At 34.6% G+C, this 26,799-nt stretch carries 22 protein-coding genes; 17 read left to right on the top strand and 5 right to left on the bottom strand.

Annotated elements, in window-relative coordinates; all coding sequences use genetic code 11:
* Window positions 1-225: 225 nt before the first annotated feature.
* From A6I66_RS12510 to A6I66_RS12460, 11 genes are all read left to right on the top strand, one after another.
* A complete protein-coding gene (locus A6I66_RS12510; RefSeq protein WP_067149782.1) occupies window positions 226-1,566 on the top strand; it encodes a 2TM domain-containing protein in 1,341 nt (446 codons plus the stop codon).
* Window positions 1,567-1,577: 11 nt separating this feature from the next.
* Window positions 1,578-1,904, top strand: coding sequence for a 2TM domain-containing protein (locus A6I66_RS12505; RefSeq protein ID WP_067150153.1), 327 nt, complete (start codon window positions 1,578-1,580; stop codon window positions 1,902-1,904).
* Between the two features lie 11 nt (window positions 1,905-1,915).
* Window positions 1,916-2,233: a 2TM domain-containing protein gene (locus A6I66_RS12500; protein ID WP_067149780.1), complete on the top strand. Its 318-nt coding sequence runs from the start codon at window positions 1,916-1,918 to the stop codon at window positions 2,231-2,233.
* A 201-nt stretch (window positions 2,234-2,434) separates the two neighbouring features.
* Entirely contained in the window at window positions 2,435-3,190 is a 756-nt protein-coding gene (locus tag A6I66_RS12495; RefSeq protein WP_067149779.1) for a LytR/AlgR family response regulator transcription factor, read from the top strand.
* A 230-nt stretch (window positions 3,191-3,420) separates the two neighbouring features.
* Window positions 3,421-4,008 carry an RNA polymerase sigma factor gene (locus tag A6I66_RS12490; protein ID WP_067149778.1) on the top strand — a complete coding sequence of 196 codons (588 nt, stop codon included), beginning with the start codon at window positions 3,421-3,423 and terminating at the stop codon, window positions 4,006-4,008.
* 198 nt (window positions 4,009-4,206) lie between these two features.
* Window positions 4,207-5,352 carry a FecR family protein gene (locus tag A6I66_RS12485; protein ID WP_067149777.1) on the top strand — a complete coding sequence of 382 codons (1,146 nt, stop codon included), beginning with the start codon at window positions 4,207-4,209 and terminating at the stop codon, window positions 5,350-5,352.
* Between the two features lie 237 nt (window positions 5,353-5,589).
* Window positions 5,590-9,075 carry a SusC/RagA family TonB-linked outer membrane protein gene (locus A6I66_RS12480; RefSeq protein WP_169815733.1) on the top strand — a complete coding sequence of 1,162 codons (3,486 nt, stop codon included), beginning with the start codon at window positions 5,590-5,592 and terminating at the stop codon, window positions 9,073-9,075.
* A 26-nt stretch (window positions 9,076-9,101) separates the two neighbouring features.
* On the top strand, window positions 9,102-10,505 hold the full coding sequence (locus A6I66_RS12475) for a RagB/SusD family nutrient uptake outer membrane protein (protein WP_067149775.1): 1,404 nt from the start codon (window positions 9,102-9,104) through the stop codon (window positions 10,503-10,505).
* A 73-nt stretch (window positions 10,506-10,578) separates the two neighbouring features.
* Window positions 10,579-11,547: a hypothetical protein gene (locus tag A6I66_RS12470; protein ID WP_067149774.1), complete on the top strand. Its 969-nt coding sequence runs from the start codon at window positions 10,579-10,581 to the stop codon at window positions 11,545-11,547.
* A gap of 116 nt (window positions 11,548-11,663) precedes the next feature.
* On the top strand, window positions 11,664-12,887 hold the full coding sequence (locus A6I66_RS12465; RefSeq protein WP_067149771.1) for a TlpA disulfide reductase family protein: 1,224 nt from the start codon (window positions 11,664-11,666) through the stop codon (window positions 12,885-12,887).
* A gap of 35 nt (window positions 12,888-12,922) precedes the next feature.
* A complete protein-coding gene (locus A6I66_RS12460) occupies window positions 12,923-14,305 on the top strand; it encodes a TlpA family protein disulfide reductase (protein ID WP_067149769.1) in 1,383 nt (460 codons plus the stop codon).
* Window positions 14,306-14,412: 107 nt separating this feature from the next.
* Here the strand turns inward: A6I66_RS12460 and lpxD are convergent, their stop codons facing one another.
* Entirely contained in the window at window positions 14,413-15,405 is a 993-nt protein-coding gene (lpxD, locus tag A6I66_RS12455; protein WP_067149767.1) for a UDP-3-O-(3-hydroxymyristoyl)glucosamine N-acyltransferase, read from the bottom strand.
* Window positions 15,406-15,468: 63 nt separating this feature from the next.
* Window positions 15,469-16,641 (bottom strand): LETM1-related biofilm-associated protein, encoded by a 1,173-nt coding sequence (locus tag A6I66_RS12450; protein WP_067149765.1) that lies wholly within the window; start codon window positions 16,639-16,641, stop codon window positions 15,469-15,471.
* A 153-nt stretch (window positions 16,642-16,794) separates the two neighbouring features.
* Here A6I66_RS12450 and A6I66_RS17030 point away from each other — a divergent pair, with 153 nt between their 5' ends.
* The 4 genes from A6I66_RS17030 to A6I66_RS12430 all read left to right on the top strand — a co-directional run bounded on the left by A6I66_RS17030 (window position 16,795) and on the right by A6I66_RS12430 (window position 21,740).
* A complete protein-coding gene (locus A6I66_RS17030; RefSeq protein WP_067149760.1) occupies window positions 16,795-17,445 on the top strand; it encodes a DUF4331 family protein in 651 nt (216 codons plus the stop codon).
* 26 nt (window positions 17,446-17,471) lie between these two features.
* Window positions 17,472-18,026 carry a DUF4331 family protein gene (locus tag A6I66_RS17025; protein ID WP_067149758.1) on the top strand — a complete coding sequence of 185 codons (555 nt, stop codon included), beginning with the start codon at window positions 17,472-17,474 and terminating at the stop codon, window positions 18,024-18,026.
* A gap of 175 nt (window positions 18,027-18,201) precedes the next feature.
* Window positions 18,202-19,494, top strand: coding sequence for a tetratricopeptide repeat protein (locus A6I66_RS12435; RefSeq protein WP_067149756.1), 1,293 nt, complete (start codon window positions 18,202-18,204; stop codon window positions 19,492-19,494).
* Between the two features lie 11 nt (window positions 19,495-19,505).
* Window positions 19,506-21,740: a TonB-dependent receptor gene (locus A6I66_RS12430; protein WP_067149754.1), complete on the top strand. Its 2,235-nt coding sequence runs from the start codon at window positions 19,506-19,508 to the stop codon at window positions 21,738-21,740.
* Between the two features lie 245 nt (window positions 21,741-21,985).
* On the opposite strand, the gene A6I66_RS12425 is transcribed toward A6I66_RS12430, so the two are convergent.
* Window positions 21,986-22,348 (bottom strand): DUF1801 domain-containing protein, encoded by a 363-nt coding sequence (locus tag A6I66_RS12425; protein ID WP_067149752.1) that lies wholly within the window; start codon window positions 22,346-22,348, stop codon window positions 21,986-21,988.
* A 229-nt stretch (window positions 22,349-22,577) separates the two neighbouring features.
* Here A6I66_RS12425 and A6I66_RS12420 point away from each other — a divergent pair, with 229 nt between their 5' ends.
* Both A6I66_RS12420 and A6I66_RS12415 read left to right on the top strand, forming a co-directional pair.
* Window positions 22,578-23,882, top strand: coding sequence for a voltage-gated chloride channel family protein (locus tag A6I66_RS12420; protein WP_067149750.1), 1,305 nt, complete (start codon window positions 22,578-22,580; stop codon window positions 23,880-23,882).
* Window positions 23,879-24,220, top strand: coding sequence for a DUF190 domain-containing protein (locus tag A6I66_RS12415; RefSeq protein WP_067149749.1), 342 nt, complete (start codon window positions 23,879-23,881; stop codon window positions 24,218-24,220). Before A6I66_RS12420 ends, A6I66_RS12415 begins: the two co-directional genes overlap by 4 nt.
* Before the next feature lie 580 nt (window positions 24,221-24,800).
* Here the strand turns inward: A6I66_RS12415 and A6I66_RS12405 are convergent.
* Window positions 24,801-25,088 carry a DUF805 domain-containing protein gene (locus A6I66_RS12405; RefSeq protein WP_067149748.1) on the bottom strand — a complete coding sequence of 96 codons (288 nt, stop codon included), beginning with the start codon at window positions 25,086-25,088 and terminating at the stop codon, window positions 24,801-24,803.
* A gap of 51 nt (window positions 25,089-25,139) precedes the next feature.
* Window positions 25,140-26,507 carry an aldehyde dehydrogenase gene (locus A6I66_RS12400; RefSeq protein ID WP_067149747.1) on the bottom strand — a complete coding sequence of 456 codons (1,368 nt, stop codon included), beginning with the start codon at window positions 26,505-26,507 and terminating at the stop codon, window positions 25,140-25,142.
* Between the last annotated feature and the right edge of the window lie 292 nt (window positions 26,508-26,799).

The following is a 26,799-nucleotide window of genomic DNA, read 5'->3' as shown; positions in this document are numbered from 1 at the left end:
AAAATATCAACCATCAACAGTTCATCTCCTTTATTTTACAATTGGGTACTTGTTTTTTTTTAAAAGCCCCCTTCGTTTAGATATTTGTCTCATATTAACCTTTAAAACTTAAAATATGAAACAAGAACACATGATCATTTAAATTGAAACTTTTAGCCAATTCAAGCTTCCAATTTTCTTTTTACTAAATTTAAACGTCCAATTTTTATATACCATTCTTTATCCATGTCAAAACTCCTAAAAAATATCATTCTAACCTTTGTAATAGGTAGTGTCGTTTTTGTAATGGGCACTTTAATTTCTGGTGGTTTTGATGGAAATAATACTAGTGAAATCTTTATAGATTTTGTGTTTTATCAATTGTATGCTTTTGTACTAGGGTTTTCAAATATATATTTCTTTGCATATTTAGACCGCGTAAATTGGAAAGAGGGAAAATGGAAAAAACGTATTGCAATAAGTGTCATAGGCGCTGTCCTTATTACTATAGTTGGGCTTTTTCTGCTTAGAGCCATTACGGCTACTCTGTATTATGGGGTAGATTTTAGTACCTTTTTGGAGCGTGAAAAACTGGAATATTATCAATTTGGACTTTGGATAACCTTAAGCATCATCGCGGTTTTTAATGTTATTTATTACTACAATAGGTATCAGCAAAACAAGCTTAAAGAACAAAAGGTTATCGCGGGCACTGCAAGTGCGAAATTCGATGCTTTAAAAAATCAATTAGACCCACATTTTCTATTCAATAGTTTAAATGTACTAACTAGTTTAATTGAAGAAAATCCGAAAAACGCACAAAAATTTACAACGGGTCTATCCAAAGTCTATCGTTATGTTTTAGAACAAAAAAATAAAGAATTGGTAACGGTAGACGAGGAGTTGCAGTTTGCCAAAACCTACATGTCTTTATTAAAAATGCGTTTCGAAGATAGCATCGTATTCAATATGCCAGAGCAAGCTACAAACCCCGAAAGTAAAGTCGTGCCTTTATCGCTGCAATTGTTACTAGAAAATGCGGTAAAACACAATATGGTTACGCCAAGTAAACCTTTGCATATAACCATTTTTGAAGACGGAAACGATTTGGTGGTCGAAAATAACTTTCAGCCAAAACAAATTGTAAAAAAGAGTAGTGGTGTAGGTTTAAATAACATCAACCAACGCTACAACTTACTTACCCATAGAAAAATAAATATCATTAAAGAAGCAAACCGTTTTGCTGTAGCAATACCAATGCTTACCAAACAAATATCAATCATGAGAACACATACATCACAATCACATTTAGACGACAGTTACGTACGCGCACGCAAGCACGTCGAGGAACTTAAAGGATTTTATTATAGCCTAGGCTCTTATCTCGTAGTTATTCCTTTTTTAATTTTTGTAAACTTTAAAACCTATTGGGGCTTCCAGTGGTTTTGGTTCCCCATGTTTGGCTGGGGTATAGGTTTAGTTGTTCAGGCCTTTCGTGTTTTTGTAGACGATGGCGCCTTTGGGCGCAACTGGGAAAAGCGTAAAATTGAGCAGTTTATGCAAGAAGATGAAAATAAATGGCAATAAATCAAAACATTATGGAAACACAAAACCCACAGGATTATAGGAGCGAAAAATTTCGTCGTGAGGAGGCTTATTTACGAGCGGAAAAGCGCTTAAAAGAACTTAAAGGCTTTTACTGGCACGCCTTCTGGTACATCGTAGTAAATGTTTTTATCATTTGTATGATTGTATTTAATGGCGGTGATTTCTTTAGTTTTGGCACTTTCGCAACCCCTTTGTTTTGGGGTATAGGACTCGCATTCCACGCCATGACCGTGTTTGGCGTAGACTTGCTTTTCGGGAAAGCTTGGGAAGAGCGAAAAATTAAGGAGTACATGGATAAGGAACGACAAAACTTTTAATTTATAGGCACATGAAACCAGAAGACAAAAATGAACTGTTATTATTTGAAGCCAAGAAAAAGCTTAGAAACCTAAAAATATTCTACATTCATTTGGTTGGGTATTTTGTAGTTGTTGCGCTCCTTAGTTATAATTTATACATCATGTCAGGTCCCTATAAACCATTTTTTCAATGGTTTGATATTTGTATTTTAGTGGCTTGGACAGCCTTTATAGTTATACATGGTTGGAACGTGTTTAGAGGTAAAATCTTCTTTAAAAAAGATTGGGAATCCAAAAAAATACGCGAATTCATGGAAACCGACAACCAAATAAAACGATGGGAATAAGTTTGGATCTTATAAGGGCGTTACCACAAGGGTCGGGCTTTACGTTACAATCTTTTTTTAGAAATAAAAAAAAGGATTTCCACTGCAAATGCTGTGCATTCACGATTTCCAAAAGACAAAATTAAAAAGCAATGAGTAATCCCTGCCTGCCGGCAGGCCTAACGCAAAGCCTAGTCCCTGTTTAATTTATAGTTTTACACAATGAACATTATTATTATAGAAGACGAAAAACCATCGGCACGACGTTTACAACGTTTGTTAGAAGGTTGTAATCTTGAAGCTCATGTGCTTTTACATTCGGTTGAAGAGTCTATAACATGGTTTCAAAATAATCCGCATCCCGATTTAATATTTTTGGATATTCAATTAAGCGACGGACTCTCATTTGAGATTTTTGAAACGGTCGATATCAAGTCAGCTATTATCTTCACCACGGCTTACGATGAATATGCGCTTAAAGCCTTCAAATTAAATAGTATCGATTATTTGTTAAAACCCATCGATGAGGATGAGCTATTACTAGCCGTAGAAAAATTTAAAAACCGAACTACCCGGTCTCAGGATGTAACCTTAGATTTTAATGATATCAAAAAGTTACTTATAAACCCAATAGATCGGGCTTATAAAAAAAGGTTTTCGGTAAAAGTGGGGCAGCACATAAAGCTTATTCAAGTAGAAGATATTGAATGTATCTACAGCGAAAATAAAGGCACTTATATTCATACCACCGAAGGCCGGAATTATTTGTTAGACCACACCCTAGATTTCTTGGAAAACGAATTAGAACCTGAAAGCTTCTTCCGCATTAATCGCAAATTCTTTGTAAACATTAACGCCATTAAAGATATGGTAAGTTATACCAATTCCCGACTACAAATAAAACTAAACAGTTATCATGATCAAGAGGTTATAGTGGCCAGAGAACGTGTTAAGGATTTTAAGTTGTGGCTAGAATAGGTTTTTATAAGCTTTAAATTTGTTTTTGTATTTAAACATAAAAATGTGTTTTCTAAAACATTCTGATTCTTAGCTACTGAGATAAATCCTGTTATAATATTGTTATGTTGTTTTTCTTGTTGTAATTGGCTCTAAAGGCTAAGATTTTTATAAAAAAATGTTACTTTTAGTATGAAATTACAATTAAAATACTTCTATTTGATTTTTTACAGAATCCAAAATCATAAATATTGTCAGGACTATCACAAAACGACGATTATTTAATACAGCTCCTCCATGATGGTGATGAACTAGCACTGTCCCTTATTTATAAAGAATATTGGGAGGTTATGTATGTGGCTGCCTATAATTTAGTGAAAAATAAAGAGATTTCCGAAGATATTGTGCAGGATGTATTTGTTAACCTATGGAATAAAAGAGATAAACTGTTGGTTAAAACCTCACTTAAAAGTTATTTATATACAAGTACTATATATAAGGTGTACGATTTTTTTAGAAAAAATAAAAATATGATAGAAGTTGAACTGGTAACCAACTTCAATGAAAAAATTCAAGCGCTTACACCAGAAACCCAATTGATGCATAAAGAACTGATTCAGCATGTCGAGTCGGTTATTGATGCACTTCCCGAAAAATGTAAAGAGGTGTTTAGGTTAAGTAGAGAAGAGGGACTAAGCAATAAAGCGATAGCTGCTCAACTTAATATTTCACTACGCACTGTAGAAGGCCATATTAGTAAGGCATTGCGATTTTTAAGAATGTCGCTAAGTGTGTCTTTAAGTATTGATTTCATCTTCTTCCTCATAAAAAATAAATAAAACTGTTTTTTTAACTCACACAGTTTACCTGTATTTATTGAGATAAATGTGTTTTCGTTTAGTGTTTTTTTTGTTTATATCCCTATGTTTTATGTGTCTTTTAACATGAATTTAAACTTTTTTTTAAAAAAAGTTGTTTTTGAGCAGGTGTATTTTAAAATTATGTAGTCTTAATATATAAAGACACCTAAAAGACACATGAGTAAAAAAGAAAAACAATATCTTTTATTGTTAATTGATAAGCTTTTCGATGGTTCGATAAAAAATCGAGATCGCGATAAATTATTTAATTTCTTTCTTAACAATCAAAAAAATAAAGATTGGCCAGAAGCATTAGATAAAGATAAAATTGAAGCAAGCTTATTTACTAAAATAAAAGAAGAGATCGCCAACACACCTGTAAAGATAATACCTTTACATAAAAGACCTGTCTTTAAGTGGGTCGTTGCAGCTTCAGTATTATTGTTTGTTTCTTTAGGCGTGTTTTTTGCAAATCACAATTCTTTTGGCGGTAATGCTTCTCAGGTAACAGTTAATAGTGTTATAGAAATAGGAGCAGAAAAAGCAAGCTTGACCTTGGAAGATGGTTCTACAGTAGCTTTAACCGGCAATACATTTCAGAAACCAAATGTAGTGAATCAAGAAGGGAAGTTGGTTTATCAATCGAATTCCCAAAAGAATAAAGAAGTTTCATATAATTATTTAACGGTTCCTCGTGGCGGAGAGTATGCTGTGGTTTTGGCGGATGGCACACAAGTGTGGCTAAATTCCGATTCGCAGCTTAAATTTCCAGTAGAGTTTCCAGAAGGAGAACGTAGAGTTGTTGAGCTTGTTTATGGTGAGGCTTACTTCGATGTATCTCCTAGTACTCAGCATAACGGAGCATCCTTTATTGTAGTTAGCGATAACCAAGAGGTTGAGGTGCTAGGTACAGAGTTTAATGTGAAATCTTATAAAGAAGAATCAGTTATTAAAACCACCTTAGTAGAAGGTAAGGTTCAAATAAATTTTCAGGAAAATGCATATAGCCTGGAACCAAACCAACAATCCATTTTAAATAAAGAAACGCATACTGTTACGGTTAATAATGTCGATGTTTTTCATGATATATCATGGAAAAGTGGGCAGTTTAGCTTTAACAATAAATCTTTAAGTGAGATTATGCAAGTATTATCGAGGTGGTACGATTTTGAAGTGGACTTCAAAAATAAGAAAGTTGCCAACGAGCAATTTGTAGGAACCCTTGGTAAACACGAAAAAATTGAAGATATTTTAGAAAATTTAAAAGAGTTGAAAGTTTTAAATAGCTATCAATTCGATGGAAAAAAGATCATTATTGAATAAAAAAAAAGGGAGTTAAGTAAAACATTTGGCGGTGTACAAACTTGCTCCCTCTATCACGTATTAATTAAAATGAATGTCTAACTAACACACAACAAATTTATGAAAATTAAATTAACTAACCTCCGCTGCCTTTTGTTTAAGCGGGTATCCTTATTACTTATGCGAGTAATTGTATTTCTATTGTGTACCACAGTATTTGGTTTATCAACTAAAGCTTCTTTTTCGCAAGAAAAAGTCATGATAAACTATAATCAAACCGTCACTATCGACGAGGTATTTAACCTAATTCAACAGCAAACACAGTATCATTTTATTTTTCCTAAGAAATTGTTTGTAGATGCTCCTAATATCACTTTGGAAAAAGGAGAGGTCTTAGCAATCAGCTTATTAGAGAAAGTGTTAACAAATAGCAACCTCGAGTTTGATGTTGATGAAAATAATACCATCTTAATAAGAAAGGCTACTCCGGTATATAAAAGACGCCAACAAAAAGTTGAAATATCGGGAACTGTTACCGACGAATCTGGTATGCCAATGCCTGGAGTAACGGTGCTGGAAAAAGGGACGACTCACGGTGTTTCAACCAACATCGATGGGGTATATACCATTTCAGTAAAAAGCAATGCTGTATTAGAGTTTTCTTTTCTTGGTTTTAAGGATGAACTAGTAAATGTAACCGATTTAGTATATTATACCAATGTTAATATTGCCTTAAAAGAAGATAGTAATTTATTAGATGAGGTTGTCGTAACTGGATATCAGGAACTTTCTAAAGAACGTGTAACAGGGTCTTTCGATCAAGTAGGGGAAGATCAACTGCAACAACGACCAAGTAGTACTAACATTATTGACCGAATGCTAGGGCAAACTACAGGTTTAAATGTAAATCCAGCTTTTGGAGGAACTTTTGAAATTAGAGGACGAAATTCTATTCTAAACATTTACTCTCAGCCACTTATTGTTGTAGATGGATTTCCTTTAGCCGATCAAACTAATATAGAGTCCATAAACCCTGAAGATGTTGAAACCATAACGATACTTAAAGATGCTGCCGCTTCTTCAATTTGGGGGTCTAGAGCAGCGAATGGCGTTGTTGTAGTCACTACCAAAAAGGGAGGGAAAAATACACCTCTAAGAGTAAATCTATCTACGTTTGTGGAGATGGAAAGAAAAGTAGATTTAGATGATATGAATCTGATGTCTACAGCACAAGAATTAGATTTAGACCAAGAGTATATTGATAAGTCATGGACCGACATCAATGCATTGGTGTCAGATACTAGAAGTATAAACGATTTCCATATGGCTCACATTTATAAAAATGGTTTAGGCCCAGATGGTGTAAAGTGGTCTCAAAATACTTTCGATACTTATATTAATGCACTTAAAAACAGAAATATCAACGATCAATGGGAGAAATATTTGTTACGAAGTGCTATGCAAAACACGTATAACTTATCGCTGTCAGGTGGAGGAGAAAGAAATTCATTTTTTGGTTCATTATCTTATGTAGATCGTGAAGGACAATTGATTGGAGAAGAAGATGATCGTATTACGATGAACGTACGTAATGTATTCGATTTCAATGATAAGATATCATTCACCACAGGGATGAATGCTATAATAAGAAATGAAAAAAATAACGTTTTAGTAGGTCAGTATGGTGCAGGTAACCCTATTGACATGGTTACACTAGCACAACCTTACGATCAACTTATAGATGAAAACGGACAATATATTCAAAAGTATTACCAATGGAATCCTTGGATGTCTCAAGATAGAGAAGCTTTAGTTGATTCTCCATACACCTACAATGCTTTAGAAGAGCAAAGAAATATGAAAAATACAAGCAAGCTTGTAGATATTAGAGCCGATATTAAATTGGATGTAGAGATAGTTGAAGGACTATTAGCTAGTAGTTCATTTAGATATGAAAGAAACACCGACGATTTAAATGCATTTAAATCTATGAATATGCCGTCTTGGAGGAATATGGTTAACGATCATTATGTACAAGATCCAATTTCAATGGATTATGAGTATGGTATTCCTCCTGGTGATGAATATTTACAAGAATATAGCTATACTGAAGGTTGGGTATTTAAAAACACCATTTCTTGGGATAAAGTTTGGGGAGATCATCAACTTACAGCATTCGCTGGTGGTGAATATTCAAGAAGGTTTAACGAATTGACTAGGAATAGAACTTTTGGATACGATCAAGAATCTACTACATACGTTCCGATTAATGAAATCGATTTGGTAAACTATGGATTAATAAACTGGGTTGGAGATAGATTTAGAAGGTACAATGATAGACAGATTTTTGATGTAGAAAATCAAGATAATAGATTTGTGAGTTATTTTTCAAACATGGCTTACACCTTTAAAGAAAAATATACTTTTAATGGAAGTTTTAGAGTTGATCAAGCCAATATTTTTGGTAGTAATCCAGACTTTAGGTACAAGCCATTATGGTCTGTAGGAGGTTCTTGGGATATTTCAAACGAATCTTTTATGGATAATGCAAACTGGGTTAACCGTTTAAGATTAAGAGGAACATATGGATTAGGTGGAAATAGCCTAGTGGGGGTTTACCCAGAAGCTACAGCTCGTGTTCGTAATGTTAATTGGGGAAATAATTATAAAAGTCTCGTATTAAATCAGCCTGCTAACCCAGATTTAAAATGGGAAGAAACCGCAACAACAAATTTTGGGCTTGATTTTGCATTTTTAAATAATAGACTATCAGGTAGTTTTGATTATTATATTAAAAAGAGTACCGATGTTTATACGTCTAGACCCTTAGATCCGACTGTAGGATGGGCATATGGTAATGTTAATTATGCCGATATCGATAATAAAGGTATTGAGCTGCAGTTAAATGCAGAGCTTGTTAAAACGAAGGATTTTAATTGGACCCTGCGCGCGAATGTGAACCATAATAAAAACATTTTAGCCACTGCAAAAATCAATACTACACCTTCAGCCGATACTTATACGTCAGGGAATGGTTATGAAGAAGGCTTACCTATTGGAGCAACATATGCTTATAAGTTTGCTGGTTTAGATAACAATGGTGAAGTGATGCTTTATGATGCAGACGGTAATACTAGATCTTGGAAAGGTAATGTGCCAATCGAAGAGTTAGAATATGTAGGTCCTAGAACACCACAACATTATGGCGGTTTGTCTACCACATTTAAATACAAAGCATTAGACTTAACGGTTAACATGAACTACCAAGCAGATTATGTGTTTAAAATGTCTTACAACTATGCATCTGTTGGTAATGGTACTTACAATAATTTCGAAAACGAATTTTCAAATATTAGACTACATAGTGAGTGGGCAAATCGTTGGATGCAACCAGGAGACGAAGCCGTTACCGATGTTCCTAAAATATTTTATAGCGGCTTAAATCCAACAACGGGAACTACGGAAAATAGATTCGATACAGCTGCTATGCATCGTATATGGAACCAATCTACTAGAAATGTACATAAAGGGGATTATATAAGAGTGCAGGATATCATTTTAGGATATACCATGCCATCTAAAGTGCTAGATTCTACCTTCTTTAAAAGTTTACGTTTAACCATGCAGGTAGCAAATCCTTTCCTTTGGGTTGCTAACGATTTGGGGGTTGACCCACTAGCACCAACTACAGAGGCTTATACAAATTTAACGCGTTATACCTTAGGGTTAAGAGCTTCATTTTAATAACCATATTAAAAAAAGAATATACGATGAGAACATATATATATTATTTATTATTACCGCTTTTGGTTTTGGCTTCTTGCCAAAGTCCAGACGACTTTTTAGATGTAGAGCCTACGGGATTTATTATTCCATCAACTTTAGAAGATTATGATAAACTGTTAATGGATTATGCCATTCTGCGTGCTGTAGGAACTAATGTGCGCTATATGGATCCAGATGTATATCATAATTCAGCTAGTTTTAGTACAATCTCTGGATATACGCCTAGTGTGAATGCTTATACATGGCAATACGATTTGTTTGATCCAGCTACGACTGATTTAGACTATAACAACTTTTACTATTACATTCATGTTATGAATTATGTTTTAAGTGATGTTGATAATGCTGATACAGGAAATTTTAGCGAATCAAAAAGAAATACACTTAAAGCCGAAGCCTTAGCTCAACGAGCTTATGAGTACTTTTTAACAGTGAATGAATATGCGCACCATTACGATCCTGCAAATACAGATCTACCAGGGGTTGCCATGCCTTTAACAGTAGATTTACAAGCGCACACTCCCCGATCTTCGGTAGTTCAGGTATACGACCAAATTATAGAGGATTTAAATAGTGCACTTAGTTTGGTGGATAACTCATTTCCTGCAGTTAATTCTTATGCTAATTTTAAACCAGGAAGAGCATCTATTTATGCTCTTTTAGCAGAAATTTACTTGTATAAGGGTGATTTTGATCAGGCCTTAAGTTATTCGAATAGCGCACTTGCTTTATACGATTACATAGAAGATTATAATACCGTAGATTTTGTAGACCCTTCAAATAAATGGAGTGGATACGATAATCCTGATTGGGCTGTTAATACACTAAACAAGGAAGTGCTTTGGAACCGATATATAGAGTGGGGATTTTCTAATCCTTTTCAATTGTATTCTCCAGATTTAACTGCCTTGTATGATAAGTCTAATGACAGAAGATGGTATTTGTTTTCTACTCAAGAGTCAAATGCCGGCGTTGATGTCGCTCCAGATTATATTTATGTGTATTCAAGAGCATATCGTTGTAATGGTTTAACGGTACCAAGGTTATTATTAACCAATGCCGAAGCTAAAGTTAGAACTGGTGATGGTGCTGGAGCAGTGAGCAACTTGAATAAACTTCTAGAAAAAAGATTGGCAACATTTACGCCGCTTACACATAACGATGATGCGACTACTTTAAAGTTAGTAAAAGATGAAAGACGCAAAGAGTTAGCAGGGTCTTCACTTAATCTATTTGATCAAAAAAGATATCATGTATATGGAGATGTGGTTCCAACTTATACGCGCGTTAACCCTGTAACAAATGAAACGTTTACATTAAGTCCTGGAGACGATGGCTATGTGGTGAATATAGCACCAGCGGTAAGAGATCAAAATCCTAACTTATAATTATTAATCAAACTTACTAAAAAGCTTTAGTTTGATGATAACTCAAGCTTTTTAGTTCAAAATATATGGAAATATGAAAAAAATAATATTGTATTACTTAAGTTTTCTACTGTTTCTTCCCGTGTTTGTTTCATGTGTAGAAGAAGATGAAATTGTAGTTCCTGATGCCTATACTGAAACTTGGAAAGATGAGGTAGCCCTTATCTTTACACCAGCGGTACCAGATGTAAGAGCTTTCGAATATTACATCGAGTCGGGAGCTGGCGGACAGGAGTATTGGAATTCTACCGATGTAGATTTTAATGTGGCGTTTAATCTAGATGATGCCGATTTATCACAAATTGCTAAAATAGAGTTTTATGCCTTTGCAGAAGAAACTCATGGCGATAGCTATAAATATATAGGCGGCGAAGAAGGTAAATTATATGATACATTCACTGATGTTTCAGATACGATGATGTTACATCTATCTAAAGATAAATTAGAAAGTTTATTTACTAACGATTTTTCCTCAAACCATAACGGTATGGTGCTTGCCGATGATTTTTTTGAATTAAAATGGGTAATAACAGCAAAAGACGGTTCAGTAGTAGATACTAGAAGGGATTGTTTAGGTTTTACTTGTACTTACGGTATAGGAACAAATATTATTTATGTAGCGCCACCAATTTGGGAAGGAACCTTTAATTATGAGTGGATTGCTGCGACTACCAATGCCGAAATTTACGGTAGAATATCCGTAGGACAAGTAGGAACCATGACTATGACGCTTAAACCAGGGTATTTTACTATTTACGATGTGAGTCACTTGTCGGCAGATTACTTTTATGGAAGTGGAGGAACACTCGACTATAATTATGAAACAGGTTTAGTAAAAATATCAGGAATAGATGCTCAAAAATGGGATATCACCAAAGTAGATGGCCCAACATTAACCATAGACTTTAGCTATAGCTATTCTGCAGGTTATGATGAGTATGGAACATTTACACTTACGAGAACCGATGGTCAAGACTGGCCTGCAAATATTCACACCGAATAATTGATATAACTAAAATCACATTTTTTGTTACTGATATAGACTATTATGAGTCTATATCAGTAAGCAAAAAATACTTCCATTAAGGCATATTATTAAACTTTACTAAATTTTATTGAATGAAAAACATGTATAAAATGGTTTTTATAATGGCAGTTTCTGCCCTTATTTTAGGCTGTAAAACTAAAGAAGAACACAGTATTAAGGCTGAGCCTGCAAATACGTTTACTTTAAAAGCAGATTTAAACGGTCTAAACGCAAAATATCTAATTTATACAGAAAAGGACGATAGTTTTGCCAATGGATATAGAAGAGATACTTTATGGGTAGATCAAGGTAAATTCACTTTTACCGATTCTATTACCGACTATAAAATGTATTATATCACGATTCCTGAAGCGAATAGGAGTTATATGGCAAAGGCTGGAGGTAAAGAATTTAAAGTTTCAGTAAAAGCCTTCTTAAGCAGAATGTGGTTCATAGGATATCCAGGTGCCGAAATCATCTATAATGGAAAAGTCGATGAGTTTATGGTTGATGCCTATCCTAGCGATACGGATGGCATAAATAACGATTTAGCTAAAATTCATAAACAAATCTTTCCATTAGTTAATAAAGTTGATTCTATTACAGTTGCTTCGGCAACCAATGATTATAGCCCTGAAGAACGTAAAGAATTGAATGCCTATAGATCAGAAATTCATAAAAAAACTGTAGAGATAAAACGTAGCTTTGTTGAAAGTCATCCAAAATCTATTGCTGCATCCTATGTTTTAAAGGATTCATACTATCGTCACTACTTTACAGGAGCAGAGTCTCAAGTTTTATTTGATAATTTAGACAGTACCACATTAGCAGGAACTCCGTTTTATGATGAAGTAAAGTTGCGTTTGGATGCTGAGTCGAAAGCAACTCTTGGAGGTCTTGTACCAGAATTAAAAACCACCAACACATTAGATGGTTCTACGTTTGACCTCTCTGCTTTAAAAGGCAATTATGTGCTTTTAGATTACTGGGGTACTTGGTGTGGACCGTGTATGTCCGAAATTCCTAAAATAAAAGCTTATAACGATAAGTATGCCGATAAAAACTTTGTAGTGGTTGGTGTAAACTCTGGAGATACAGCCCTAAGATGGAAAAAAGTTATCGCTGATAATAACTACAATTGGACGCATATCCAGACCACAAAAGAAAACAATCTATTAATCCCTTTCAATGTACAGTCATTCCCAACAAAGATAGTGATAGATCCAGAAGGGAAAATGATTTACAGTTCCAAAAACCCAGAGAAAAAAGACATGTACAAAATGTTAGACTCTATTTTCTCTAACCCTAATAATTGATTTGTAATCCGTTGATAACTCTAAAATATAGACTAATGAAAAAAATCATCCTACTCCTTACCATACTGGTATCTGTGATGTCTTGTACTACCGAGTCCAAGCCAGATTATATTGTATTGCGAGGAAAAATTTTAAATAAAGATAAAGATAAAGACAAAGTACAACTTAGTAGTTTGTGTTATGGAAATCGAAGTAATATCCCTGTAAATGAAGATGGGACTTTTATAGATACACTACATGTAGACGCCGAAAATGTCATGCTTTTCCATGGAGGTAGATTGTTATATATGTATTTAGAAGCTGGAGATGATATCAATGTTTCTTTTGATATGGAAGACTTTAATAACAGTATTAAATTTTCAGGAAAAGGTGCTGCCTATAATACCTATTTGTTAGAGAAATCGGCACTCATAAAAGAGGGTATGGCTGAATATGATAATATCTATTTATTAAATGAAAGTGAGTATAAAATTGTCAGCGAAAAACAAGAGGCTAAATTACTTGAGTTATTAAGTAACACTAAAAATTTACCTCAAGAATATATTAAAAGAGAGGAAAGAAATATAAAATATGGGTATTTAAAGCAGTTAAACGACTACGAGTCTAATCATGGGCACTATACTAAAAATGCCGATTATAAGGTTACTAGTTCGTTTTTAAACGGGTTGGAAGACATAGATTATAATAATTTTACAGATTTTGTTTTTTCTTATAGTTATTCAAATTTACTATATAAGCATTTAGACAAAGAAGCTAAAAAAATAGCTGATTCCCTTGGTATAGAGCAGGATGTGGCTTACATGAAAGCCTTAAATACTTTAGAGAATCAAAAAATTAAAAACATTGTAAGTTATAAAAAGGCAGAGTTTGGTATCACTATTACGGCAGACTTGGAGCAGTATTTTTCAGAGTACTTAAAAGCAAGTACCAATGAAGCTAACAATGAAAATGTTAGAAAAAGTTATGAATTACAATTGAAAGTAGCTAGTGGAAATCCATCTCCAAAATTCACAAATTATAAAAATATTGATGGAAGCACCACTTCCTTAGACGATTTTAAAGGGAAATATGTTTACATCGATGTTTGGGCGACTTGGTGTGCGCCATGTAAAGCTGAAATTCCTTTTTTAAAGGAAATTGAAAAGAAATACCATGATAAAAACATCGAATTTGTTAGTATTTCTGTAGATCAAGCCAAAAACACCCACAAATGGGAGAAAATGGTTAAGGATATGGAATTAGAAGGGGTTCAAATTATGGCCGATAAGGATTTTGAATCACAATTTATTCAAGATTATTTTATAAAAGCGATACCAAAGTTCATTCTGTTAGATCCACAAGGACGTATCGTAACATCTAATGCGCCAAGACCATCAGAACCGAGCTTGGTAACCATGCTTGAAACCCTAGAACTTTAATTAAGTTTTATAAAAATTTTGTAGTTAGTCACTATGAAAATAGCCCCGTTTAGGATGGATTATCATCTTAAACGGTTTTTTTTTGTTTATACTAATAGGGTAGTTTTCTATTTTTTAGTAAGTCTTTTCAAAGCAACCCACTGTTTTAGCATTTCTCTAGAGTCTTGTGCAGGGTAACCTAATACGGTTTGACCCGCTTTAACATCACCAATAACCCCAGAACCAGCACCAACAGTTGCTCCAGATTCTATAGTGGTATGGTCTTTAATAGAAGCACTACCTCCAATAATAACACCATCTCCAAGGGTAACCGAACCTGCAAGGCCACTATGTCCAGCCATAATACAAGAACGTCCCATAACGCTGTTATGAGCAATTTGTACTAAATTGTCTATTTTACAACCATCGCCAATAATCGTAGCACTAAATTTGGCACGATCGACACAAGAATTGGCTCCAATTTCTACATAATGACCAATAATAACGTTTCCAATTTGTGGGATTTTAGTCAATCCGCGGCCATCGTCACTTGGTCGGTAACCAAATCCGTCGGCACCAATGCTTACGTTGGTATGGAAAATACAATGACTTCCTATAATACAACGCTCTCTAATAACCGTTCCAGACCAAATGGTTGTAGAATCTCCAATAATGGTTTCGTCGAAAATACAAACGTTAGGGTATAAAGTTACGCTATCACCTAAAACCACATTAGGACCAATATAACAGTTCGCTCCAATTTTACAACCACCACCAATAACTACAGTTTCATGTATTACCGCTGTTGGGTGTATTTCAACTTCAAATTCTGGTGTTGGCGGACTAAACATCTCTAATATTTTAGCCATAGCCAAATCGGCATTAGGAACTTTAATTAACGCCCGATTATCGCCCGGTTCAATGTTTAAATTGTCATTTATAACGGCAGCACTTGCTTCCGTAGTTTCCCAAAGTTTAGCGTATTTTGCACTTCCAATAAAAGTAATATGATGATTTTTGGCATTTTTTAATTGCTCCGGACCTTCAATAAGGATATCCGTGTTACCAATTAATTCGCCTTTAATAATAGCATTAATTTCTTGAATAGTGTATGAGGCCATGTGTTCGATTTAGTTTACTTGTTGCCGTAAATCTAAACGAAAAATTTCGATTATGGCGACTATTTACTCTTCAATCCTATTTTCATCAAAGGCAGAGGGCAATAAATTAGGGATGAATTTAATCACTAAGGGAAGTAAAATAGCGCCTCCAGGCAATAAAAATATAGCTAAACTTGGTATGGATTTAAAAATATCTAAAAGCTGTTCCTGAACCTTTTTTTGCTCTTCCTTGGTTAAATCTCTAACCGTAGACTGGGTAATGAGTACCATAAGTTCCTTGCTTTCTCTTATTTCATGGTATAAACGCTTGCTGTTTCTAGTAATGAGTTTGAAAACCATTTTACTCGAGTTGTTGTAAAAGGTCTGTACAATATTGGAAGACGCTAAAAGGGCAATATGAGCTTTGTTTTTTGTGTAAAATTGATTTACAGATTTTATAGATTGGTGGATAAAAGATAATCGCAACCCCATATCCAAACCTAATTTTTCTAAAAATAAGTGTTCGTCGGTATCAATCATTTCATCTGCCCATGTAGCCATACAAGCTAAATCTAGAATATACTGCTTTTCTCGGATGGTATGAAGATGATTTAAGGCTTTGTTGTAATCAATATGGCTGTTATCATGATATCTAAGTGAAGATTCAAACAGCTTGATCAAACTCGCATCATATTTGTTTTTAATTTCTTTAGAATTTAAAACGCCCAAAGTTATGGCCACAATAGAAGCTTCAATATCTTTTAGGTATTCAACAGAAATACGGTTGTTTTTTAAATATTCGGTATAGGCTAAAACATCAACATATAATAACGCATTAATAACAAAATAGTTGAAGTTTTTAGTCAGGATATTGTCGTTAATATGGATGCGTTTATGGATGAGGCGTTCCAGTTGTTCGCTAGACTTTTTTCCACCTAAAATATCTTGAAATAAAGATGTTTTTATTTCATTAATGTCGGTGTAAAAATTAATAACACTTTCAATAAAAAGTTGCTTGCTTTTAGAATTTTCATGCGCATATAGCAAGGCTAAAACCAAGTTGGTTTTACAAACTTCTTCTTCAGTTAAATCGCGCTTGGGAAGACTTTGTGCAACAACATCTAGGTTATTTCCATAAATAAATCCACAAGACCTTAACGTCATGTAAAATTCCTCTTCATCATATTTTAAAAAGAGGTTGAATTTAGAAAGCTCTTTAAGTAATTTATTTATCCAGCCTGCAGATGATGGGTTCATGGTTTGCTACAATCTATTTTGCTGTAAAAGTAAGGCTTTTCAAAATTATCACCGAAGTAATTTCTTTAACATAATTTTAACAAAACCGCTATTTCCTTTTTTTCGTAGGTATGCTTGAGAGTGAAAAAATAACCTTAAAAATCTCAACAAATTATGAAAAATTTAAAAGTAGTATTAGGAATTGGAGTCATCGCAATAGCTGGTTTCTTCATTATTGCAGCCGATCATATTGATGCGCCTGCGGTACAAGGTGGTAATAGCGACATTACCGATTTTTATGCCTTTCAAGGCGAGAATACAGATAATTTGGTTTTTGTAGCTAACCTTCAAGGCTTATTGAGTCCGGCTATGACAGATACAGCCATGTTTGATGAAAATGTATTGGTAGAATTTAATATCGATACCAACAACGATTTTGTTGAAGACCTCGTTATTCAGGCCATTCCAAAAGATGGTAAAATGTGGTTTTTTGGTCCGGTAGCACCCTCTCAAACAGGATTAAAAAGTACCATTCAAACCAATGCTATTACAGGTGGCGTAGTTGATATTTCAGCTTATGGGTCTAGTCCGAAAATAACATCAAATGCAGGCATGTCTTTTTTCGCAGGGCCACGTGACGATCCGTTTTTTATGGATTTTGCACAGTACTCAGAAATTATTGCAGGTAACGCATCAAGTTTCAACACGCCTGGAGCAGATACTTTCGCAGGAACTAATGTAATGTCTATAGTAGTAGAAGTTCCAAAAGCAATGATTGGAAACTCGGGTTCAATCAATACTTGGGTAGAATCTAAAAGAAAATAATAACAACAACTTAAAAATATACTAAAATGAAAACTTTAAAAATAGTATTAGCAACTTTAGTCGTTTCGCTAGCAGCATTCAATTGTTCTAACGACGATGATAATCAATCTATAACTCCTGGACCTGATTTTTCTGGAACCTTTACTCAAGAGGATCAAATGGGACGCCCTGCTGTAAACACGGTGTTTGTAGCTTCGGCCGACAAAGATATGTTTAATGTTACGGTCCCGTCTAACCAAGATGCGGCATTTCAAAGTAAATTTCAAGCCAACTTAATGGCTTTAAGTCCAGCCTTTGCAAACGATGGCGACATGAATGCCTTAGGTCAAGATGCTGCTGCATTTACAGGATTATTAGCAACCGATGTTTTAAATGTGTCTTTAGACGGAACCACTACTTTTTACGATGGAACCAATGTGTTAACTGGTAGAGCCTTGGCCGACGATGTAATCACTGTTGAACTGCTATTAATTTTTGGTGGTGAAGATTTTATGGAAAATCCAGGTTTGTCTAATGATAATGTTGATGCCAACGACAAAGCCTTTTTGTCCTCATTCCCTTATTTAGCATCTCCTCACTAAATAAGGTAGAGGCTGTCTGAATACCATTTTAATTTGATTTGTCAAGATGAGCTTGTTGAAACTGTTACTGGTTTTCTACAACTTGCTTTTTTCGAATGGCTTAAAATGGTAGAAGAAATACTTTTCAGATGGCCTCTTTTTTTTAACCTATACAAAAACTTAAAACACAAACATTATGAAACCTTTTCAACTTACTGGCTTTGCATTTTTACTGCTACTTCAATTTAGCTGTAACATGCAACCTAAGCAAATAACCAGCACAAAAGACTATCAAGCCTATTTAGAAACGGATGAGAATAAAATGTTGGAAAAAACGATTCAGGATTTCAACTTTTGGGAAACAAAGCTGGAAAAAGCCCCGAATCAGTTTCCTTATTTAGTAAAAGCTTCAGCATCACAATCTCAAATATTTCAAAAAACAGGACGCATTGAAGCCTTAGTTGCAGCCGAAAATTATTTAATAAAAGCTAATGAGGCTACCCATTATTCTAAAGCAGGATATTTAAGGGCTTTGGCTAGAAATTACATTTCTCAGCACAAATTTAAAGAAGCGCTTGAGTTATTAAAGCAAGCAGAATCGCAGGGTGAAGATTTAAAAGCTTCAGAAAAAATGCTATTCGATGTGTATATGGAATTGGGCGAGTATGATCAAGCAATGGTTTACCTTGAAAAGATTAGAAAAGCATCCGATTTCGATTATTTAATCCGACTCTCAAAATGGTCCGATCACAAAGGAAATTTAGATGCCGCCATAAAATATTTGGAACAAGCCAAAACTATTATAGAATCTTCTAATATTCCTTTTAAAAATAAATGGATTTATACTAATTTAGCCGACTTTTACGGACATGCAGGGGAGGTGGAAATAGCTTACAAGTACTACCTAAAAGCATTAAAAATTGATGCGAATGATGCATATGCCAAAAAAGGCATTGCGTGGATTGTGTATTCCCATGAAAAAAGACCAGACGAAGCATTACGCATATTAAACAGTATTACAGCACATTATATGGCGCCAGATTATTATTTGTTGAAATCTGAAATTGCTCAGTTTAAAGCAGATTCTACGCTTGAAAAACAGCAGCTAGACTTGTATAAACAAGCGGTTAAAAACCCGTTGTATGGTGATATGTATAATGCTTACAATGCTTTGCTATTTGCTGAAGTTCCCGAAAAAAACGCCGAAGCTTTATTAATGGCTTTACATGAAATTGAAAATAGACCAACGCCAGAGTCTTACGATTTATTGGCTTGGACTTATTTTAACCAAGGCGATTATAAAAATGCATTAACGGTTGCCGAAAACCATATCGTAATGAAAACTTCAGAGCCTAATATATTGTTTCATTTAGCCCAAATTTATAAAGCTAACGGAAAATTAAGTGAAGCTAAAGCATTAAAAAAGGAACTGTTAGAAAGCACTTTTGAACTAGGCCCACTAATGGCTGTAAACATAAATAAAATATAACCTTGAATTGTATGAAAACCCTAAACGCATTTGTTTTTTTAGTTGTTATTTTAATTTTTAATAAGCTGCATGCTCAGCAAGTTAAGGGTTTTGTTATCAACGAATCAAAACAGCCTCTTGAAGCCGCTTATATTTATAATTTGAATTCTAAAAGTCATGCGCATTCTTCTGAAACAGGTAGTTTTATCTTAGAAAACACGAAGGTTGGCGACTCTATTAAATTTGGATTATTAGGCTATCAAAATCAGATTTTAGTTTTAGCACCTGCTTCCTTTGATGCCAAATTACAGATAGTTTTAAAAGAAAAATTGTTTCAATTGGAGGAATTGGTTATCCGAGAGGAATTAAATCCATTAAATACCATAGCTCGGTTAGATTTGAATATCAATCCTGTAAATTCATCACAAGAGATTTTGCGTAAAGTTCCAGGGTTAATAATTGGTCAGCATGCCGGCGGTGGAAAGGCAGAACAAATATTTTTAAGAGGGTTTGATATCGATCATGGTACCGATGTGGCTATTTCAGTCGATGGAATGCCGGTAAATATGGTGTCACATGCACACGGACAAGGTTACAGCGATTTACATTTTTTAATTCCAGAAACCGTAAAAGGAGTAGATTTTGGCAAAGGACCGTATTACGGTGATAAAGGTGATTTTGATACCGCGGGTTATATCGATTTTTCAACTAAAGATTATTTAGGGGACAGCTCGGTAACCTTATCGGTTGGGCAATTCAACTCCTTAAGAACCTTAGGAATGTTCGATTTGATGGAGGGTACCAAAAATCAAAATGCTTACATGGCGGTAGAATATTTAGCAACAGATGGCCCTTTTGAGTCTCCTCAAAATTTTAACCGCCTTAATGTTTTTGGAAAGTACGTGATGTTTTCGCCTGAAAACGATAAATTATCGTTAACCGTTTCTCATTTCACAAGCCGTTGGGATGCTTCTGGACAAATTCCACAGCGTGAAGTTGATAATGGTAACATCACCCGTTTTGGCGCTATAGACGATACCGAAGGCGGAAATACACAACGTACCAATATCAATGTTGAATATAGCAAACAACTTTCAGATAACAGTCTGTTAAAAACGAACGCGTTCTACTTAAGAAATGCTTTTGAACTATATTCTAACTTTACTTTTTTTCTTGAAGATCCTATCAATGGTGATCAAATTAAGCAAGTGGAGAACAGGGATGTCTTCGGATTTAATGCAGCTTTAAATCATGATACCCGTCTAGGTGATACCGATGTTAAACTTGAATCGGGCTTTGCTTTGAGACAAGATATTACTAACGATACCGAGTTGTCTCATACCTTAAACCGAACGACTACATTGAAATATATCCAACTGGGCGATATCAATCAAACCAATATTAGCGCTTTTGTAAATGCCGATTTCGAGTTTGGTAAACTAACTATAGCTCCTGCTTTACGATTCGATTACTTTAAGTTTATGTATAATGATGAACTTCAAACAAATTACCAAACGCTTGCTGATACAAAAACCATAGCGTCACCAAAGCTTAATTTTTTCTACGCAGCGAAAGATAATTTACAGTTATACGTGAAATCGGGATTAGGTTTTCATTCAAACGACAGCAGAGTGGTGTTAAGCAATCAAGTTGAAGATATCTTACCAAGAGCTTATGGCGTTGATGTGGGGCATATTTGGAAGCCTACTTCTAAATTTGTATTAAATACGGCGCTGTGGTATTTATTTTTAGAGCAAGAATTTGTGTATGTTGGAGATGCTGGAATTGTGGAGCCTAGCGGAAGAACAGAGCGCTACGGTTTGGATTTTGGTTTGCGTTACCAGTTCAATGACTTTTTATTTTTCGATACCGATGCCACGCTAACAAAAGCCAGAAGTATTGATGAACCTAAAGGAGAAGATTATATTCCTTTAGCACCTAGCTTTACGCTTACAGGAGGGCTTGCGCTAAATAACTGGAAAGGGTTTTCTGGCGCCATTCGATACCGATTTATTGATGATAGACCAGCTAATGAAGATAATAGTATTGTAGCTGAAGGCTATTTTGTAACCGATTTTAACCTGAATTATACGATTGGTAAAGTTTCCTTAGGTGTTGCAATAGAGAATCTTTTTGATGTTGACTGGAATGAAACACAGTTTGCTACAGAATCTAGACTTCAAAATGAACCACAGTCGGTTACCGAAATTCATTTCACACCAGGAACACCATTTTATGCTAAAGGCACTGTAACATATCGTTTTTAATTCCATTTCCGTGAAAACGGGATTCTGTTAAAATAAAAATATTACTAAACCTTAATTATTGTGTTTGTTTTTAGGGTTTTTGTTAGGTGGAAAAGTGTTCAATGCTGAAAAGTGTTGAGCACTTTTTTTTTGAATAAGATTTTATAGTTTTTAGTAAATATGATGCTCTTTTATCATTTATTGATAATCAAGTCTTGATTCTTACAGAGAAGTGGTCTTTAATCTTTCTAAGCGAAATATAGTTTCTACTTAATTTTTATAATACCATTTTTGTATAAATCTAAAGCTATAGTCATAATGTCTTTTATGGTGTTTATGGGGAGATCTTTGTTCGGATTTATTCGTAATATTTTCATGCGAGAACGACTTCCGGTTTCTAATTCCGGATGATCAATACGTTTCCCCTCAACGACCAAATAATATGGTTCTGAAGTTTTTTTATCAGTCCAAATATAACAGAACATTTTGCCTCTATAGCAATAACAAGGCATGCCGTATTTTGTAGTTTCTGTTATGTCTTTATCAAAATTTAGTACGATATCGCGCATGGCGATTAAGCAGGCTTTGTTTGGTTCGTTTTGATTAAGAAAGAAGTTTTGGTTGTTCATTGTGATATCCTATTATAGCCAAAATTAAGCTAAACAATTTAATTCGAATGTAAGGTTCTTTATTTTAAAATAGAATAGCAGCCTAATTTTAGTGTTCAGCGAAAATATTTATTTAGCCTATATTTGTCTTACAAGTAAGCCATACGTTTTACATGTAACGAATCTGTTAGATGATTTTAATGGTTGTTTTACAGCATGTTAAAATAAATAAGTCGATCATATAATCTATATGGAAAAAAATGAAATCAAAGATTTTTTGTTGTCCGTAGAGCAAATTCCATCTTTGTTGTACCTCATGAAGTGGGTGTTAATCTGTCTGGTTTTAGGCGTTATTGTAGGGGGTGTTTCTGCCTTTTTTCTAATAAGTTTAAATTGGGCCACCGATTATAGGGAATCGCACCAATGGATTATTTGGTTTTTACCTCTTGGAGGATTTATTATTGGCTTGTCCTACCACCTTTATGGCAATAGCGTCGTGAAGGGCAATAATTTGTTGCTTGAAGAATTTCATTCGCCTAAAAAAATCATTCCTTTTCGGATGGCGCCTTTGGTGCTTTTCGGGACCATTTTAACCCATTTGTTTGGTGGATCGGCTGGGCGAGAGGGGACCGCGGTGCAAATTGGTGGGGCTATTGCCGATCGATTTACTAAAGTTTTAAAACTTTCTAGCCGCGATAGAAAAATCGTTTTAATTGCGGGAATTAGTGCTGGTTTTGCTTCGGTTTTTGGAACGCCTTTAGCAGGCGGAATTTTTGCTTTAGAAGTACTGGTTTTAGGGCGTATTCGCTTAGATGCCATTATTCCTAGTTTTATGGCAGCCGTTTTTTCAAACTATTTTTGTGAAATTTGGAACGTGTCTCACACACATTATAACATTAACGAAGTTGCCGAAATGACCCCAGTAAATTTACTTTGGTGTTTGTTGGCTGGGATTATTTTCGGATTAGTGGCGATGCTGTTTTCCAAATCAACACATTTTTGGGGACATCTTTTTGGTAAGTTTATTAAATATCCGCCATTACGACCTGTTGTAGGTGGGGTTATATTAGCGATTACGATCTACCTTATGGGAACCACAAAATACATTGGTTTGGGGATTCCCACCATCGTTGATGCCTTTAACGTAGACTTGAATTCCTACGATTTTCTCTTAAAATTACTTTTTACATCCTTTACGCTTGGCGCCGGATTTAAAGGTGGCGAAGTCACACCTTTGTTTTTTATTGGAGCAACTTTAGGGAATGTTTTAATTTGGTTTATACCTTTACCTATGGGGTTACTCGCGGGTATGGGGTTTGTGGCAGTTTTTGCCGGAGCCACCAATACACCTATTGCCTGTACTGTTATGGGTATTGAGCTTTTTGGTATTGAATCTGGTGTTTTTATCGCCTTAGCTTGTTCTACAGCCTATCTGTTTTCGGGACACTCGGGGGTATATGCTTCTCAAATTATTGGAAGCCCTAAGAATAACGTCTTTATAAAGGAAAAAGGCTTGCATTTATCTGAAATAAAAAATAAACGGACTAAAAAATGAAGACATTAACCACACTTCGAATTTATTTTGAATACGGACAAAAAATGAGGAATAGTTCGTTTTGGAAGCGTCATTTTGGTGCCGATTTTTCGGAAGAATTGATGAAACGAGCTAAAAATTTCAGACTGCAACAGGTTTTACACCTAAATGTGAATAAAGGTTATTTAAACGACCAAAGTGTGCATTGGGGGAAACATGAAATCAAACATCATAAACATCCACATCTTATTGAAATCATGGACTCCGAAGAGAAAATCAATCAATTTTTAGAAGAAGAACAAGCTTTTCTTCAAGATGCTAAAATAGTGATGGTTAAGAATACGGTTTTGCTGAAGTGAATGATGTTATGAAGTTAAATAACGATACCTCTTTGTTGTAAAACATTTGAAAAAAATACTCTACATACTGATTTTGGTAAGTTTCGGATTTAAATGCGCGAATAATAATTGCCTATTAGAAAACGGAAAATATAAAGTTGTTTATGACAAAAAGTTTACGGATTATCCAAAATTTGAATTTGTAATAAATGGACAAAATTTGACGGAAATAAATTCTGACTCGAATCGGAAATACACGATTGAAACATTCGGAGAGAATTCTTTTCGACTTAAATCAATTGAAAAACAAACTGACTCGCTAACGGAATTTCAAAAAGCATTAATGTCAAACGGAAAACCATATTATGTAATTACTGATTGCAAAAAAGATACGATTGACTTTACCATGCGCGTGAATTTGCACGTAATTTCTCATTCTGGAAAATTTGTTCGAATAAAATAAAAAAAACGTTTTTCAACAATGTATAACCGCAATTACGGCAGATTCGACTACGTCCGAATCCATTCGGAATTGCTAAGGCTTGTGATAAACCAAAAATAAAACCTAATATAACCGAAACTGAAAGTTATACGATACCGTTTAGTTGTTTCGGTTAATTCCAGCTAAAATTAAGTTTACAAACGGAACTAAAAACAACCACTTATTAAAACCAGCATCATTTAATCGCCTAAAACCTAAACTAGTTAAAGGAATAAGAATGAGATATCGGTAGGTGGTTTTTAACGCTTCAATATGAAATTCGGCTGACAGAATAACAGCGATGAAACCAGAAATCAAGTAAAATAAAAAGAACAGCCAAAACTCTTTTAAAGTCGCTTTTCCGTTAAAATCAAAGACTTTTACTAAAGGGTTTATGATGTAATTCATGGTGTTTTTTATGATTGTGGTTGGCTTTTCAGATTTTTTAAAGTTAAGTATTTATCCCATAAGCCATTTAATAATTTTCAATTTAAAATCGGAGTAGGGCGCATATTTTAAATTGGGCTCTAGCCAAAAGGGTTTTTGTAAAATGCTTTTTTGATGCGTAAAAGTATCGAAACCAGTTTTTCCATGATAAGCTCCTATACCACTTAAACCAACTCCTCCAAATGGTAAATGACTGTTTGATAAATGCATGAGACTATCATTAATGGCACCGCCACCAAATGAGACTTCATGAAGTATTTTATTAATGGTTTTCTTGTTTTTTGAATAGATATAACAAGATAAAGGCTTCGGGCGTTCCTTAACTTTTTTTATGGCATCATCCAGATTTGTGAATGCGATAACGGGTAAAATGGGGCCAAATATCTCATCTTGCATCACTTCGTCTTCAAAGGTGACTTGGTGTAAAATACTCGGACTAATAAACCTGTTTTCACTATTGGTTTGTCCGCCGAAATAAATGTTATCGGTATTCAGAAGTTTAACAAGGCGTTCATAATTAGCCGTATTTATAATTTGTAAATAATTGTCCTCGATTGAATCACTGTTATAGTGTTCGGTAATTTCAGTTTTTATAGCTTCAAGAAGTTCAGCTTCAATCGCTTTTTCTACCAAAACATAATCTGGAGCCACACAGGTTTGTCCGGCATTTAAAAATTTGGCCCAAACCATACGTTTAGCAGTCATTTTTATATCGGCATCGGCCATCACAAACGTGGGGCTTTTGCCTCCCAGTTCGAGTGTTACAGGCGTTAAATTTTCAGCAGCAGCTTTATAAATTATTTTTCCAACAGTAGTACTTCCTGTAAAGAAAATTTTATCAAAGCGGTGTTTTAGTAATGCCGTGGTTTCTTCTACACCACCTTCAACGACGCAAAAATAATTACTTGGAAAATTATTGTTAATGAGATTGGCCATCACTTCCGAGGTTTTCTTAGGAAGTTCACTTGGCTTTAAAATAACCGTGTTTCCTGCTGCCAAGGCTGTTATGGCGGGTAATAATGATAATTGATAAGGGTAATTCCAGGCACCTATAACTAATACGTTACCTAAAGGTTCGGGAATAACGTAGCTTCTTCCTGGCCAGTTTACAAAACCAGTGGAGACGTTTTGTTTTTTACTCCATTTACCAATATTCTTAATGAAATTTGCTAGTTCATGATAAACGAGAGCTAGTTCTGTGGCATAGGTTTCAAATTCCGATTTGCCGAAATCTTCATAAATGGCTTCGTAAAGTAAGGCTTCGTTGGAGCGTAAAAGGGATTCTATTTTTTTGAGCTGCTCAATTCTAAAGGCGATATTTTTAGTGCTATTGGCATTAAAAAAAGCTTGCTGTTGTTTTAGTAAGTTGTTAATGTCCATAGATCACTTTTTTTGAATAAGATTTAAAAACGATTATAAGTACTTTTGCTATTCGCCGATTGTTTATGAATGAAGCTTGATTCTCGCAGTGAAATAGACTTTATTTTATTTTCTATTTTCATTGCTGGATGTTCAATTCGGTTCCTTCAACAATTAAATTATAAGGTTCAAGGGGGCAATCCAGAGATCGTAAGAACAGGGCGTATCCTATTTTTTGGTTTCGCTTAGGTGTATCTTATTCAGTAAAATAGGATACTTAGTAGGCAAACACTACTTTAGTGGTTCATCCTGT

This window comes from Pseudotamlana agarivorans (assembly GCF_001642835.1).
Taxonomy (GTDB): domain Bacteria; phylum Bacteroidota; class Bacteroidia; order Flavobacteriales; family Flavobacteriaceae; genus Pseudotamlana; species Pseudotamlana agarivorans.
The sequence above is the reverse complement of the archived record's forward strand: the minus strand, read 5'-3'. Positions and strand labels throughout refer to the sequence as shown.

Coding starts and splice junctions, on each gene's coding strand:
- A6I66_RS12510 (WP_067149782.1), top strand. CDS start 226: ATGTCAAAACTCCTAAAAAATATCATTCTAACCTTTGTAATAGGTAGT.
- A6I66_RS12505 (WP_067150153.1), top strand. CDS start 1,578: ATGGAAACACAAAACCCACAGGATTATAGGAGCGAAAAATTTCGTCGT.
- A6I66_RS12500 (WP_067149780.1), top strand. CDS start 1,916: ATGAAACCAGAAGACAAAAATGAACTGTTATTATTTGAAGCCAAGAAA.
- A6I66_RS12495 (WP_067149779.1), top strand. CDS start 2,435: ATGAACATTATTATTATAGAAGACGAAAAACCATCGGCACGACGTTTA.
- A6I66_RS12485 (WP_067149777.1), top strand. CDS start 4,207: ATGAGTAAAAAAGAAAAACAATATCTTTTATTGTTAATTGATAAGCTT.
- A6I66_RS12480 (WP_169815733.1), top strand. CDS start 5,590: ATGATAAACTATAATCAAACCGTCACTATCGACGAGGTATTTAACCTA.
- A6I66_RS12475 (WP_067149775.1), top strand. CDS start 9,102: ATGAGAACATATATATATTATTTATTATTACCGCTTTTGGTTTTGGCT.
- A6I66_RS12470 (WP_067149774.1), top strand. CDS start 10,579: ATGAAAAAAATAATATTGTATTACTTAAGTTTTCTACTGTTTCTTCCC.
- A6I66_RS12465 (WP_067149771.1), top strand. CDS start 11,664: ATGAAAAACATGTATAAAATGGTTTTTATAATGGCAGTTTCTGCCCTT.
- A6I66_RS12460 (WP_067149769.1), top strand. CDS start 12,923: ATGAAAAAAATCATCCTACTCCTTACCATACTGGTATCTGTGATGTCT.
- lpxD (WP_067149767.1), bottom strand. CDS start 15,405: ATGGCCTCATACACTATTCAAGAAATTAATGCTATTATTAAAGGCGAA.
- A6I66_RS12450 (WP_067149765.1), bottom strand. CDS start 16,641: ATGAACCCATCATCTGCAGGCTGGATAAATAAATTACTTAAAGAGCTT.
- A6I66_RS17030 (WP_067149760.1), top strand. CDS start 16,795: ATGAAAAATTTAAAAGTAGTATTAGGAATTGGAGTCATCGCAATAGCT.
- A6I66_RS17025 (WP_067149758.1), top strand. CDS start 17,472: ATGAAAACTTTAAAAATAGTATTAGCAACTTTAGTCGTTTCGCTAGCA.
- A6I66_RS12435 (WP_067149756.1), top strand. CDS start 18,202: ATGAAACCTTTTCAACTTACTGGCTTTGCATTTTTACTGCTACTTCAA.
- A6I66_RS12430 (WP_067149754.1), top strand. CDS start 19,506: ATGAAAACCCTAAACGCATTTGTTTTTTTAGTTGTTATTTTAATTTTT.
- A6I66_RS12425 (WP_067149752.1), bottom strand. CDS start 22,348: ATGAACAACCAAAACTTCTTTCTTAATCAAAACGAACCAAACAAAGCC.
- A6I66_RS12420 (WP_067149750.1), top strand. CDS start 22,578: ATGGAAAAAAATGAAATCAAAGATTTTTTGTTGTCCGTAGAGCAAATT.
- A6I66_RS12415 (WP_067149749.1), top strand. CDS start 23,879: ATGAAGACATTAACCACACTTCGAATTTATTTTGAATACGGACAAAAA.
- A6I66_RS12405 (WP_067149748.1), bottom strand. CDS start 25,088: ATGAATTACATCATAAACCCTTTAGTAAAAGTCTTTGATTTTAACGGA.
- A6I66_RS12400 (WP_067149747.1), bottom strand. CDS start 26,507: ATGGACATTAACAACTTACTAAAACAACAGCAAGCTTTTTTTAATGCC.